Raw genomic sequence first — 13923 nt, forward strand, 5'->3', positions numbered from 1 at the left:
ATGCCCGTAGAAATTCTCATGCCCGCCCTTTCTCCGACGATGGAAGAGGGCAAACTGTCCAAATGGCTTAAACAGGAAGGCGACAAGGTTGTCTCCGGAGATGTGATCGCCGAGATCGAAACCGACAAGGCGACGATGGAAGTCGAAGCTGTCGATGAAGGCACGATCGGCAAGATCCTTGTCGAGGAAGGCACGGAAGGCGTGAAGGTCAATACGCCGATTGCCGTGCTGCTTGGCGATGGCGAAAGTGCGGACGATATTTCGTCTGCGCCCGCTGCTAAAGCCGAAGCGCCCAAGGAAGAAGTGAAGGAAGAGCCCAAGGCCGAAGAAAAGAAGGCCGACAGCGTTCCCGCTGCTCCCAAGGTGGAAGTTGCTTCCGATCCCGATATTCCGGCTGGCACGGAAATGGTTTCGACGACGGTGCGGGAAGCGCTGCGCGATGCCATGGCCGAAGAAATGCGCCGTGATGAAGACGTCTTCGTCATGGGCGAGGAGGTCGCCGAATATCAGGGTGCTTACAAGATCACCCAAGGCTTGCTGGACGAATTCGGTCCGCGCCGCGTCGTGGATACGCCGATCACTGAACACGGCTTTGCCGGTGTGGGTGTCGGTGCGGCAATGGCGGGTCTTAAGCCAATCGTTGAGTTCATGACTTTCAACTTCGCCATGCAGGCGATTGACCAGATCGTCAATTCGGCGGCCAAGACGCTCTATATGTCGGGTGGCCAGATGGGCGCGCCGATGGTGTTCCGTGGGCCGTCGGGTGCGGCTGCGCGCGTGGCTGCACAGCATTCGCAGTGCTATGCCGCATGGTACAGCCATATTCCGGGGCTGAAAGTGGTCATGCCTTACACGGCTGCTGACGCCAAGGGGCTTCTTAAGGCGGCGATCCGCGATCCGAATCCGGTTATTTTCCTTGAAAACGAAATTCTCTATGGTCATCATTTCGATGTACCCAAGCTCGATGATTTCGTGCTGCCGATCGGCAAGGCGCGTATTCACAAGCAGGGCAAGGATGCGACCATCGTTTCATTCGGCATCGGCATGACTTATGCCGTAAAGGCTGCGGAAGAACTGGCGGGGCAGGGCATCGATGTGGAAATCATCGACCTGCGCACCATTCGCCCGATGGATATTCCAACGGTTGTCGAATCGGTCAAGAAGACCGGTCGTCTGGTGACGGTGGAAGAAGGCTTCCCGCAGTCGTCTGTCGGCACTGAAATCGCCACGCGCGTCATGCAGCAGGCGTTCGATTATCTCGATGCGCCGATCCTGACCATTGCTGGCAAGGACGTGCCGATGCCTTATGCGGCAAATCTCGAAAAGCTTGCTTTGCCGACAGTTGCAGAAGTGGTGGAAGCGGTGAAAGCCGTGACCTACACCGCCTGAGGAGGAACGGGACATGCCGATAAATATCACCATGCCTGCGCTTTCTCCGACGATGGAAGAAGGCAATCTGGCCAAATGGCTGGTCAAGGAAGGCGACAAGGTTTCATCGGGCGATGTAATCGCCGAGATTGAAACCGACAAGGCAACGATGGAAGTCGAAGCCGTCGATGAAGGCACTGTCGCCAAAATCGTCGTTCCGGCTGGTACGGAAGGCGTCAAGGTGAATGCGCTGATCGCCATTCTCGCCGAAGAAGGCGAGGATGTGGCGGAAGCGGCCCAAGGTGCTGAGAAGGCTGCTGCGGCTGCGCCAAAAGCGGAAGCAAAAGCCGAAGCTCCCAAGGAAGAGCCCAAGAAGGAAGCTGTACCTGCTGCGGCACCGGCTCCAGCCTCCACCAAAAGCGAAGAGCCCGTCGCAGCACCGGCGGCAGGCAAGGGCGAACGCGTTTTCTCGTCGCCGCTTGCACGCCGCATCGCCAAGGACGCGGGCATCGATATTGCAGCCGTCAAAGGCTCCGGTCCGCGTGGGCGTGTCGTGCAACGCGATGTCGAGGCAGCTATTGCATCGGGTGGCGCAAAGGCTGCTGCCCCGCAAACGGCTTCTGCAGCGCCTGCACCCAAGCCGATGTCCGACGATGCCGTTCTCAAGCTGTTTGAGGAAGGCTCCTACGAGATCGTGCCGCATGACGGTATGCGCAAGACCATCGCGCGCCGTCTGGTGGAATCGAAGCAGAGCGTTCCGCATTTCTATCTGACGATCGATTGCGAATTGGATGCACTTCTGGCCCTGCGTTCGCAGATCAATGCCGCCGCACCAATGGTCAAGACGGAAAAGGGCGAAAGCCCGGCCTACAAGCTTTCCGTCAACGATCTGGTCATCAAGGCGACGGCGCTGGCATTGCGCGATATACCCGATGCCAATGTCTCGTGGACCGAAGGCGGCATGATCCGGCACAAGCATTCGGATGTCGGCGTTGCCGTTTCCATTCCGAACGGTCTGATTACGCCGATCGTTCGCCATGCGGACACCAAAACACTGTCAGCCATCTCGAACGAGATGAAAGACCTCGCCAAGCGCGCGCGTGATCGCAAGCTCAAGCCTGAAGAATATCAGGGTGGATCGACAGCCGTGTCCAATCTTGGCATGTTCGGTGTCAAGGACTTCGCCGCGATCATCAATCCGCCACATGCGACGATTTTCGCAATCGGTGCGGGCGAACAGCGCGCCGTGGTCAAGAATGGCGAGATCAAGGTGGCGACGGTCATGTCGGTCACGCTTTCCACCGACCATCGTGCGGTCGATGGCGCACTGGCCGCCGAGCTTGCTCAGGCATTCAAGCGCCACATCGAAAACCCGATGGGCATGCTGGTCTGATGGGAAAAGCCGCGCTGCATAGCGCGGCGTTTCCATCTTTCAGGAACAAGGCAGGATAATATGGCCGACATCTACGACGTTATTGTTATTGGTTCGGGACCGGGCGGTTATGTGACCGCCATTCGCGCAGCGCAGCTTGGCCTCAAGACGGCGATTGTCGAACGTGAGCATTTAGGCGGCATTTGCCTCAATTGGGGCTGTATTCCGACCAAGGCACTGTTGCGTTCGGCGGAAGTGCTGCATCTGGGCGAAAATGCCAAGGATTACGGCCTGATGCTGGAAGGCTCGATCAAGGCCGATGTGAAAGCTGTCGTGCAGCGTTCGCGCGGCGTGTCGGCGCGCCTGAATGGCGGCGTCGCCTTCCTGATGAAGAAGAACAAAATCGACGTGATCTGGGGCGAAGCCAAGCTCGTCAAGGGTGCTTCCGGCTCCAATCCGGCGGAAATCGCCGTCTCGAAATCATCCAAGGAGCCAATGCAGCCACAGAACCCGGTGCCCAAGGGCGTTCTGGGCGAGGGCAGCTATAAGGCCAGGCACATCATCGTTGCCACAGGCGCGCGCCCGCGTTCGCTGCCGGGTATCGAGCCTGATGGCAAGCTGATCTGGACCTATTTTGAAGCCATGGTGCCGCCTGCGCTGCCGAAATCCATGCTGGTCATGGGGTCGGGCGCAATCGGTATCGAATTCGCTTCCTTCTATAATGCCATGGGCGTCGATGTAACGGTTGTCGAACTGATGCCGCAGATCATGCCGGTGGAAGATGCGGAGATTTCCGCTTTCGCGCGAAAGCGCCTTGAAAAGCTCGGCCTCAAGATCATCACCGAAGCCAAGGTCACGAAGGTCGAGAAGGGCAAGGATTCCGTTACCGCCCATATCGAAACCAAGGGCGGCAAGGTGGAAAAACTCACCGTCGACCGCATGATTTCGGCTGTCGGCGTACAGGGCAATATTGAAAATCTCGGCCTTGAGGCACTTGGCGTCAAGACTGATCGCGGTTGCGTTGTCATTGACGGCTATGGCAAGACCAATGTCGAAGGCATTTATGCGATTGGTGACGTTGCCGGACCTCCGATGCTCGCTCACAAGGCGGAGCATGAAGGCACGATCTGCGTGGAAAAAATTGCCGGATTGCCGAATGTCCATCCGCTTGACAAGAGCATGATTCCGGGCTGCACTTATTGCAACCCGCAGGTAGCATCGGTTGGCTTGACCGAAGCCAGGGCCAAGGAACAGGGGCTGGATATTCGTGTTGGCCGTTACTCCTTCTCGGCGAATGGCAAGGCGATTGCGCTGGGCGAAGATCAGGGGCTGGTCAAGACGATCTTCGACAAGAAGACCGGACAGCTGCTTGGCGCGCATATGGTTGGCGCCGAAGTCACCGAACTCATTCAGGGCTTCGTCGTGGCGATGAACCTTGAGACGACGGAAGAAGAACTGATGCATTCGGTCTTCCCGCATCCGACCCTTTCCGAAATGATGAAGGAAAGCGTTCTGGATGCCTATGGCCGGGTCATCAATGCCTGATACATAAAGGAGAGGCCATATTCCGCTGATCGAGAATGGAGGACCGTGGCGGCGCGCCGCCTGGCCCATGATCAAATGGTGTACAGTTGGCGGGCTGGTGCTCGGTTTTTTTACCGGCACCTTGAGCCTTCTTGGCGGAAACACCATATCGGTCAACGGATTGGCGCTTTCGGGCTGGCAAGGCGTCTGGATGGTGACGCTGGCGCTGGGAATCGCCGGACTGGCGTTTGGTCTCATTTGGGCTTTGGTATTCAAGGCGCTGGGACAGGCCGCGCGGCGATGAGCGACAATCGCTCAAGTTGACAGGGTCGGGGCTAGGGATTAGGACCAGACCAAATTAGGAGCAATTCAGGTCCATCAATGAGGATGCTCCCGGATAGGCAGGAAACAGCATGGTTACAGTTCTTGATACGGTCAACCAGAGCGCGCGTCTAAGGCACCCGGAAAAGGCGCATCGCCCCGATAATGTGGTGTTGAAGAAGCCGGACTGGATTCGCGTCAAGGCTCCTGTTTCGCGTGGCTATGCAGAGACACGCGACATTGTCCGCTCCAACAAGCTGGTCACTGTCTGCGAGGAAGCTGGCTGTCCGAATATTGGCGAGTGCTGGGAAAAGAAGCACGCTACTTTCATGATTATGGGCGAGATTTGCACGCGCGCCTGCGCATTTTGCAATGTCTCAACCGGCATTCCTACAGCGCTCGATCCCAATGAGCCGGAAAATGTCGCCAAGGCGGTCAAGCAGATGGGCCTGACCCATGTGGTTATCACTTCCGTCGACCGCGATGATCTGGCGGATGGCGGTGCGCAGCATTTTGCGGATGTCATCCATGCGATCCGCGCCGCCACGCCCAAAACCACCATTGAAATTCTTACGCCGGATTTCCTGCGCAAGGAAGGCGCGCTCGAAATCGTGGTCAAAGCGCGTCCCGATGTGTTCAACCACAATCTGGAAACAGTGCCGTCCAAATATCTTAAAGTGCGCCCCGGAGCGCGCTATTTCCATTCGATCCGGCTTTTGCAGCGGGTGAAGGAATTGGACCCGACGATCTTCACCAAATCCGGCATCATGGTGGGCCTGGGCGAGGAGCGGAACGAAATTCTCCAGCTTATGGACGATCTGCGTTCGGCGGATGTGGATTTCATGACCATCGGCCAATATCTCCAGCCGACACGCAAGCATCACCCGGTTATCCGCTTCGTGACGCCGGACGAGTTCAAGTCGTTCGAGACCATTGGCCGGACCAAGGGCTTCCTTCTGGTAGCTTCCAGTCCGCTGACGCGCTCTTCGCACCATGCCGGTGACGATTTCGCCAAGCTCAAGGCCGCGCGCGAAGCGCAGATCGCAATCCGGGCTTCGTAACATATGCCGCAATTTACGACCGTCAGGCGGGTGCAGCACCGGGCCGAACAAATGTTCGCCCTTGTGGCGGATGTCGAAAAATATCCGCTTTTCCTGCCCATGTGCGAGGCGCTGACCATCCGCACGCGCAAGGAGCGGGGCGAAAAGGCACTGCTGATTGCCGATATGACGGTTGGTTATAAGCTCATCCGCGAAACCTTCACCAGTCAGGTGCTGCTGAGCCCGTCGCATAATGTCATCGACGTGAAATATCTCGATGGGCCATTTCGTTATCTCGACAATCGATGGACATTCATTTCCGTCGGCAACGGTTCGGAATGCGACGTCGAGTTTTTTATCGATTATGAATTCAAAAGCCGGACGCTCGGACTGGTGATGGGAACCATGTTCGATCTGGCGTTCAAGAAATTTTCTGAAGCCTTTGAAAAGCGCGCCGATCAGATTTACGGCGTGGCCTGATTTCAGGCACTTAAAATTTCAAGTGTAAGATCCAGCGCCGCAAGCACGGTTGCGTGGCGTATTTCAGAACGGGTCTTTTCGCCGAAACGGTATTCCCGGTGCAACGTTGGATGATCTGTGCGAGCGCTGGCGATATGGACGAGACCAACGGGTTTCTGCGCTGAACCGCCGCCCGGACCGGCAATCCCGGTTACCGCGATACTGACGCCCGCGCGAGAATGCGCGAGAGCGCCTTCAGCCATGGCAATAGCTACTTCTTTCGAAACTGCGCCTTTTTCAGCGATCAGTTCGGCTGATACGCCGATCATCTGGTTTTTGGCTTCGTTGGAATAGGTGACGAAGCCGCGGTCGACGACATCGGATGATCCGGCAATGTCTGTCAAAGCGGCTGCAATAAGCCCGCCGGTACACGATTCAGCGGTTGCGATCATCAGGCCGCGACTGCGGCAGGCTTCAAGAACCTGAATGGATTTTTCTTCCGCGATCATGCAGGAACCTCGCCGGGATAAATCACCGTCGCCGTTACGATAGCAGCAATTCCCTCGCCACGGCCAATAAAGCCAAGTTTTTCGTTGGTTGTTGCCTTCACGGAAATGCGATCAGCGCTGATGCCGAGCATATTGGCCAGAGCGTCTGTCATTGCGGGGCGGTGCGGACCGATTTTGGGTTCTTCGGCGATAAGCGTCACATCGGCGTTGGCGATACGTCCGCCTGCTTCACGCACGATCCTTACCGCATGTTCGACGAAGATATGAGAGGCGGCGCCCTTCCATTGCGGATCGGAAGGCGGGAAATGCGTGCCGATGTCGCCCGCGCCGCGCGTGGCAAGCAGCGCATCGGTCAGGGCATGCAGCGCGACATCGGCATCGGAGTGGCCGCTGAGTTTTCTGTCATGCGGAATATCGACCCCGCACAAGGTGACATGATCGCCGGGCTCGAAACTGTGAACGTCATAGCCATTGCCGGTGCGAATATCAGGAAATGAAGTCATGTCATGCCTCAAACGTTTGTCGGCCATTTCGATGTCCTTGGCCCAGGTCAGTTTCGTATTATCCGCAGAACCGTCGATGATGCGCACCGTGAGGCCATGCCATTCGGCGATTGCGGCATCGTCGGTGAAATCCGCACGGTTATCGGCAAAAGCCTTCTCATGCGCTTCGAGGATAGCTGCAAAAGGAAAGGCCTGCGGCGTTTGGGCCGAAAACAGGCCGTTACGCGGGACCGTGGAGAGAATGGCGCCGTCGCCATTTGCCTGCTTTAAAGTGTCCGATATAGCCAGCGCGGGAAGCGTACCCTGATCGGGCGTGAGATTATCGATGATGCGGCAGAGCAAATCCTGCTGGATGAACGGACGCACGCCATCATGGATCAAAACATATTCGGGTGGGTTTTTCGCAAGGGCCAACAAGCCAAGACGCGTTGATTCCTGCCGTGTCGGGCCACCGGTCACAATATGCAGATTGGCATAGGGAATATGAATGGCATCCTGATAAAGCGCCGTATCGTCGGGATGGATGACGACGACAATCGCATCAATCAGGGGGCAATCGACAAAAGCGCGCAGCGTGCGCGCCAGCACGGCCTGGCCGCCAATGCGCCGGTATTGCTTCGGCCCTTCAATCGTCTGTCCTGCCCGCTCGCCGCGACCGGCGGCTACAATCACTGCTGCTGCCTTTGAAATTGTCTTAGCCTCTGTGAAAGATTGTGTTTCAAGCGGGATAATGCTTCGCGCAGATAATTGCCAGCCGACAATTGTTTTATCGCTGTGGGATGCGCTTTTTCTTGCGTCCAAAACAAGAAATGATTAAAGTCTGTGCTAATTTCATGTTGCATATAAAATAGGCATTTTGGATGGACCATCTTGATCGGCCCTTGGATATAGGCGGTGTCACGCTCAAAAACCGCGTTTTTCTGGCTCCCATGTCCGGCGTATCCGATCTTCCGTTCCGCAAAAGGGCGGCGGAAGCGGGCGCAGGCATGGTCGTGTCGGAAATGGTGGCAAGTGCTGAATTATGCAATCGGCATAAGGAAAGCATGTTGCGGCTTTCAGGGGACGGGCTGGGCACGCATGTCGTGCAGCTTGCGGGTCGTGAAGCGCACTGGATGGGCGAGGCTGCCAAAATAGCCGAAGGCGAAGGCGCGGATATTATTGATATTAATATGGGATGTCCGGCCAAGAAGGTTACAGGCGGCTATTCCGGCTCGGCGCTGATGCGCGATCTCGATCATGCCATGACACTGGTGGAGGCGACGGTGGCAGCGGTCAGGGTTCCGGTAACGCTGAAGATGCGGCTTGGCTGGGATGAAAGCAGCATCAATGCGCCGGAACTTGCGAAGCGTGCCGAGAATGCGGGTATCGCAATGGTGACGGTGCATGGGCGCACCCGCTGCCAGTTCTATGAGGGCAAGGCGGATTGGAATGCTATCCGCGCTGTGCGGGAGGCTGTCAACATTCCGCTCGTCGCCAATGGCGATGTTTCGTCGCGAATGGATGCGGAAGAAATATTGCGCTGCGCGGGTGCTGATGCGGTGATGGTCGGCCGGGCATCCTACGGGCAGCCCTGGCTTGCGGGCGAAATTGCGGGCAGCACTGTTGCGCCGCAATCCAGAAAAGACATTCTCGATTATATTATAAGACATTATGAAGATATGTTAAACCACTATGGAAGCAAAACAGGTGTCCGCCACGCACGAAAACATCTGGGCTGGTATCTCGGTCGTCATGCAGGGGCCGCATCAACGCCACAGGCCAAGGCTGCAATCATGACACTGACCGATCCGATGGAAGTAATCAGGAGCCTTGCACATATTTTCACGATTGAGGCGGATAAGTCAGCTCCATTGCGGAAAGTTGCCTGATGAATGGCTTTGGCAATATGGGGCAGCTTCCATCCATCGTGCTGGATGCGATCAGCCAGCCCGTGATCATGGTCGGAGCCGATAATCATATTGCCTATGCCAATCTGGATGCGGAGCGTTTTTTTCGCGCTGGATCGCCCATTCTGGCACGCAATTCGGTCGAGGCTTTTCTGCCGTTCGGGAGTCCTTTGCTGGCTCTGGTCGATCAGGTTCGCAGCAGCCAGATGCCGATGAATGAATATCGGGTCGATATTTCATCGCCCAAGCTTGGGGCAGAGCGGATTGTCGATCTCTATGTGGCGCCCGTGATCGAAATGCCGGGGGCTGTGGTTATCCTGTTCAAGGAAAAGTCCATGGCCGAGAAAATCGACCGCCAGATGACGCATCGCGGCGCGGCGCGCTCGGTAACGGGGCTTGCATCCATGCTGGCGCATGAGATCAAGAACCCGCTTTCAGGCATACGTGGCGCCGCTCAATTGCTTGAACAGGTGGTGAGCGATGAAGATCGTGCGCTTGCGCGGCTCATCACCGATGAAACCGATCGCATCGTCAAGCTGGTCGACCGCATGGAAGTGTTTTCCGACGAGCGCCCCATCGAGCGCAGTGCCGTCAATATTCATGTGGTGCTCGATCATGTAAAAGCGATAGCCCGCAACGGCTTTGCGCGGCATATCCGCATCATTGAAGATTATGACCCTTCATTGCCGCCCGTATTCGCCAATCGGGATCAGCTCGTTCAGGTTTTTCTCAATCTGGTAAAGAACGCGGCGGAAGCCATCGGCGCGCGTGAAGGGGGAGAGATCATTTTTTCTTCGGCCTATCGTCCCGGTATCCGGCTACAGGTGCCAGGCGTGCGGGACCGTGTTGCACTGCCGCTGGAGTTTTGCGTGCAGGATAATGGTCCCGGCATTCCACAGGATATGCTGCCGCATCTGTTCGATCCGTTTGTCACGACCAAGGCCAACGGTTCCGGGCTGGGGCTGGCACTGGTTGCCAAGATCATCGGCGATCATGGCGGCATTATCGAGTGTGACTGCCATTCATCGCGAACGATCTTTCGCATTTTAATGCCTGCGTGGAAAGATTCGGGCGACGTATCCGGAACCAACAGCATGGCCGCAATGACAGGGAGCGAGGCATGAGCGCTGGACGGCCTAACGCCACGATATTGGTGGCCGATGACGACTCGGCCATTCGAACAGTGCTCAATCAGGCGCTGTCACGCGCAGGCTACGATGTGCGGGTGACATCGAATGCCGCGTCGCTCTGGCGCTGGGTGTCGGCAGGAGACGGCGATCTCGTCGTCACCGATGTGATGATGCCCGACGAAAACGCCTTCGATCTGTTGCCTCGCATCAAGAAAATGCGTCCCGACCTGCCGGTTGTGGTCATGAGCGCGCAGAACACCTTCATGACAGCCATAAAGGCTTCGGAAGCGGGGGCATATGAATATCTGCCCAAGCCTTTTGATCTCACGGAACTTACCAATATCGTCGGCCGTGCGCTGGCAGAACCCAAAGCCGGGATAAGGGAGACGCCTTCCGCCGACGAGCCTGCCGAAAACATGCCGCTGGTCGGCCGCTCTCCTGCGATGCAGGAAATCTATCGGGTTCTCGCGCGTATGATGCAGACCGATCTGACGGTTCTGGTGACAGGTGAATCGGGCACCGGCAAGGAACTCGTCGCCCGTGCGCTTCATGAATATGGCCGCCGCCGAAAAGGTCCATTCGTGGCGATCAATATGGCGGCCATTCCGCGTGACCTGATTGAATCCGAACTGTTCGGCCATGAGAAGGGCGCTTTCACCGGCGCGCAGAATCGGTCGAGCGGGCGTTTCGAACAGGCCAATGGCGGCACGCTGTTTCTCGATGAAATCGGCGATATGCCGATGGAGGCGCAGACCCGATTGCTGCGCGTCTTGCAGCAAGGGGAATATATGACGGTCGGCGGGCGAACGCCGATCAAGACGGATGTGCGCATTGTAGCAGCCACCAACAAGGATTTGCGCCAGCTTATCGCGCAGGGGCTGTTTCGGGAGGACTTGTATTATCGCCTGAATGTCGTGCCGTTGCGCCTTCCGCCGTTGCGCGAACGCAGCGAGGATGTAGCCGACCTGACGCGGCATTTCTTCAAGCGGGCTGCGGAAGAAGGATTGCCGGAAAAACGTATTGCTGCCGCCGGTCTTGATATGATGCGCCATTATGCGTGGCCGGGGAATGTGCGGGAACTCGAAAATCTGGTGCGCAGGCTTTCCGCGCTTTATCCGCAAGAGGAAATTTCGCGCGAAATCATCGCGGCCGAATTGAAATCGGAATTTTCAGGAGTTGATATTCAGGTGTCTGGACCGGCAGTTGATGCGAGAATTACGATCTCGCAAGTGGTTGAGCAGGAGATGCAGCGCTATTTCGGGTCGTTCACTCCTGATCTGCCGCCGCCGGGCCTCTATCACCGCGTTCTGGCAGAACTGGAGTATCCGCTTATTCTCGCCTGTCTCACCGCAACGCGCGGCAACCAGATCAAGGCGGCAGAAATTCTGGGTCTCAATCGCAATACTTTGCGCAAGAAAATCAGGGAACTCGGCGTCAATATTTATCGCGGACCCAGATCAGGAAATTAAGCTGAAAGAACCGTTGCACTTTCGCCACAATGCGTTGCATAGATGCAACGATATTGGGTAATGTAGCGGATATGGAAGCAGCGAATCCGATGACGAATATGGACAAGGCGGACCAATCGTCGGGCGGCGAGGGGCGAAGGCTTCTCGCCTTGCCGGGGATTATCACGGTCGTCCTGGCGCTGATTACGGCTTCGCTATCCTTTGTCATCCTTATCGGGATGACGCCGATAACACCGGATCGTAACGTTACGCTGGCGCTGGTGATTGTTAATGTCGCGCTGATTTCCTTTCTGATCCTGCTCATCTGTCGTGAAGTTTATCGTATCATTACGGCCAGACGGCTGGGAAAAGCCGCTTCGCGGCTTCATGTGCGCATCGTCGCCCTGTTTTCGCTCATCGCTGCCGTCCCGGCCATCGTTGTCGCAATTGTCGCGTCGGTCACGCTCAATCTTGGGCTTGATCGCTGGTTTGATACCAATACGCGCGATATTGTGAGTTCGTCTCAAAGCCTGTCGACGGCTTATATCCGGGAAACGGCGCTCAACCTGCAAAGCACGTCCTATTCCATGTTGCAGGAGCTGGATGCACAGCGGACGCTTTACAGTCTCGACCGCGGCGGGTTCATTCGTTTCGTGACGCTGCAAACCGGCGGACGCGGTTTGCTTGGTGCGTTTCTGGTTCGTGAGAATGGCGATGTCGTCGTCAAAAGCGAAACGGGGGTCGAAAGCCGCCTGCCGCCGCCCACCGATGACGCGCTGAAAACCGCTGTCGATGGCAAGCCGGTCATCATCCCGCCCGGCAATAGCAATTTTGTTGGCGCCGTCATCAAGATGCGGGAGATTCCCGACGTCTATCTCTATACGGTGCGCATGGTCGATCAGCAGGTTCTTGAAGCCATGCGGTTGATGGAAACCAACACGCAACGCTATCAGGAGATGGATGCCAATCGCGTTCCGACCCAGATCGCCTTTGCGCTTCTCTATTTCGGGTTGACGCTGATCGTGTTGCTTTCGGCCATCTGGACCGGGATTGCCGTGGCTGATCGCCTCGTGCGGCCTATCCGGTTGTTGATCGGGGCTGCGGATGAAGTGGCGGCGGGCAATCTTGAGATTTTTGTGCCTGTGCGCTCTTCCGATGGCGATGTCGGAGCCTTGTCCGATACGTTCAACAAAATGGTCGAGGACGTCAAAAGCCAGCGTAATGAACTGATTTCTGCAAACGTGCAGATCGATGAGCGCCGCCGTTTCTCGGAGGCCGTTCTTTCAGGTGTTACAGCCGGGGTGATCGGCATCGAGACGGATGGGTCCATATCGATTCTGAACCGTTCGGCAGAGCATATGTTCGGTGTGAACTCGGAAGATGCCGTCGGAAAAAGCCTCAGCAGCATCGCACCGGAAATCGGACAGGCCTTTGAAGTGGCGCGCGGGTCCGGGCGCACGGTGCATCGTGAGCAGGTCAGTATGACGCGCGCGAATGTTGCGCGCAGTTTCAACGTACAGGTGACGGTCGAAGACGCGGATTCCGACGATCATTCCTATGTGGTGACAGTCGATGACATTACCGATCTGGTTCAGGCGCAGCGCTCTTCCGCCTGGGCTGATGTTGCCCGGCGCATTGCGCATGAAATCAAGAACCCGCTGACCCCGATCCAGCTTTCCGCCGAACGCATCCGCCGCCGCTACGGGAAAGTCATCACCGAGGACCGCGAAGTTTTCGATCAGTGTACGGAAACAATCATCCGGCAGGTGGGCGATATTGGCCGCATGGTCGATGAATTCTCGGCTTTTGCCCGGATGCCCAAGCCGGAAATGTGCGTCATGGACCTGCGGGATGCACTGCGCGAGGCTTCGTTCCTGATCGAAGTCAGCCGTCAGGATATTCGCTTCGATCACGAATTTGGCGCCGATCCGCTGATGGGCTCCTTCGACAGCCGCATGCTCGGACAGGCGTTCGGCAATGTGATCAAAAACGCCAGCGAAGCCATCGATGCGGTTGGCAAGGAAGAGCGGGACGGGGGATATATTCTCGTTCGCGCATATAGATCGGAAGGGCATCTGGTGGTCGATGTCATCGACAATGGCAAGGGATTGCCGGGTGACGATCGGCAGAAATTGCTTGAGCCTTACATGACCACCCGCGAAAAAGGCACCGGGCTGGGACTGGCCATCGTTCGCAAGATCGTTGAAGAACATGGCGGTCATCTGGAATTGCATGATGCGCCTGCGGATTTCCATGGAGGACGCGGCGCAATGATACGCATGATCTTTCCCGAAGCGTCCCCTGATGCAGCGGACGGGGATAAGGAAAATCAGGCAAACAGGATAATTGGACAGGTGAATTGA

Annotated in this window: 12 protein-coding genes; 10 read left to right on the forward strand and 2 right to left on the reverse strand. The window is 56.8% G+C overall.

What is annotated here, in order from left to right; translation table 11 throughout:
* The 6 genes from DKP76_RS08730 (at position 1) to DKP76_RS08755 (ending at position 6105) form a co-directional block, all read left to right on the forward strand.
* Positions 1 to 1389, forward strand: a complete 1389-nt coding sequence (locus DKP76_RS08730) for a pyruvate dehydrogenase complex E1 component subunit beta (RefSeq protein ID WP_109706074.1) — start codon at positions 1 to 3, stop codon at positions 1387 to 1389.
* 13 nt (positions 1390 to 1402) lie between these two features.
* Positions 1403 to 2761, forward strand: a complete 1359-nt coding sequence (locus DKP76_RS08735; RefSeq protein ID WP_109706075.1) for a pyruvate dehydrogenase complex dihydrolipoamide acetyltransferase — start codon at positions 1403 to 1405, stop codon at positions 2759 to 2761.
* A 60-nt stretch (positions 2762 to 2821) separates the two neighbouring features.
* Positions 2822 to 4285: a dihydrolipoyl dehydrogenase gene (gene lpdA, locus DKP76_RS08740; protein WP_109706076.1), complete on the forward strand. Its 1464-nt coding sequence runs from the start codon at positions 2822 to 2824 to the stop codon at positions 4283 to 4285.
* 67 nt (positions 4286 to 4352) lie between these two features.
* Positions 4353 to 4568 (forward strand): hypothetical protein, encoded by a 216-nt coding sequence (locus DKP76_RS08745; protein WP_109706077.1) that lies wholly within the window; start codon positions 4353 to 4355, stop codon positions 4566 to 4568.
* 109 nt (positions 4569 to 4677) lie between these two features.
* Positions 4678 to 5646 carry a lipoyl synthase gene (gene lipA / locus DKP76_RS08750; protein WP_109706078.1) on the forward strand — a complete coding sequence of 323 codons (969 nt, stop codon included), beginning with the start codon at positions 4678 to 4680 and terminating at the stop codon, positions 5644 to 5646.
* Between the two features lie 3 nt (positions 5647 to 5649).
* Positions 5650 to 6105, forward strand: a complete 456-nt coding sequence (locus tag DKP76_RS08755; protein WP_109706079.1) for a type II toxin-antitoxin system RatA family toxin — start codon at positions 5650 to 5652, stop codon at positions 6103 to 6105.
* Positions 6106 to 6107: 2 nt separating this feature from the next.
* Here DKP76_RS08755 and DKP76_RS08760 read toward each other — a convergent pair whose 3' ends face one another.
* Positions 6108 to 6593 (reverse strand): CinA family protein, encoded by a 486-nt coding sequence (locus tag DKP76_RS08760; protein ID WP_109706080.1) that lies wholly within the window; start codon positions 6591 to 6593, stop codon positions 6108 to 6110.
* Positions 6590 to 7825 (reverse strand): bifunctional 2-C-methyl-D-erythritol 4-phosphate cytidylyltransferase/2-C-methyl-D-erythritol 2,4-cyclodiphosphate synthase, encoded by a 1236-nt coding sequence (locus DKP76_RS08765; RefSeq protein ID WP_109706507.1) that lies wholly within the window; start codon positions 7823 to 7825, stop codon positions 6590 to 6592. Before DKP76_RS08765 ends, DKP76_RS08760 begins: the two co-directional genes overlap by 4 nt.
* Before the next feature lie 131 nt (positions 7826 to 7956).
* Between DKP76_RS08765 and dusB the strand changes: the two genes are divergently transcribed.
* The 4 genes from dusB to DKP76_RS08785 are packed head-to-tail and all read left to right on the forward strand — an operon-like array spanning position 7957 to position 13923.
* Positions 7957 to 8964, forward strand: a complete 1008-nt coding sequence (dusB, locus tag DKP76_RS08770; RefSeq protein ID WP_109706081.1) for a tRNA dihydrouridine synthase DusB — start codon at positions 7957 to 7959, stop codon at positions 8962 to 8964.
* Positions 8964 to 10106: a two-component system sensor histidine kinase NtrB gene (locus DKP76_RS08775; protein ID WP_109706082.1), complete on the forward strand. Its 1143-nt coding sequence runs from the start codon at positions 8964 to 8966 to the stop codon at positions 10104 to 10106. The genes dusB and DKP76_RS08775 overlap by 1 nt, the downstream gene beginning before the upstream one ends.
* Positions 10103 to 11581 (forward strand): nitrogen regulation protein NR(I), encoded by a 1479-nt coding sequence (ntrC, locus tag DKP76_RS08780; RefSeq protein ID WP_109706083.1) that lies wholly within the window; start codon positions 10103 to 10105, stop codon positions 11579 to 11581. Before DKP76_RS08775 ends, ntrC begins: the two co-directional genes overlap by 4 nt.
* A gap of 29 nt (positions 11582 to 11610) precedes the next feature.
* Positions 11611 to 13923: a sensor histidine kinase NtrY-like gene (locus DKP76_RS08785; protein ID WP_109706084.1), complete on the forward strand. Its 2313-nt coding sequence runs from the start codon at positions 11611 to 11613 to the stop codon at positions 13921 to 13923.

The organism is Falsochrobactrum shanghaiense (assembly GCF_003149535.1).
In the GTDB taxonomy this organism is placed as follows: Bacteria; Pseudomonadota; Alphaproteobacteria; order Rhizobiales; family Rhizobiaceae; genus Brucella; species Brucella shanghaiense.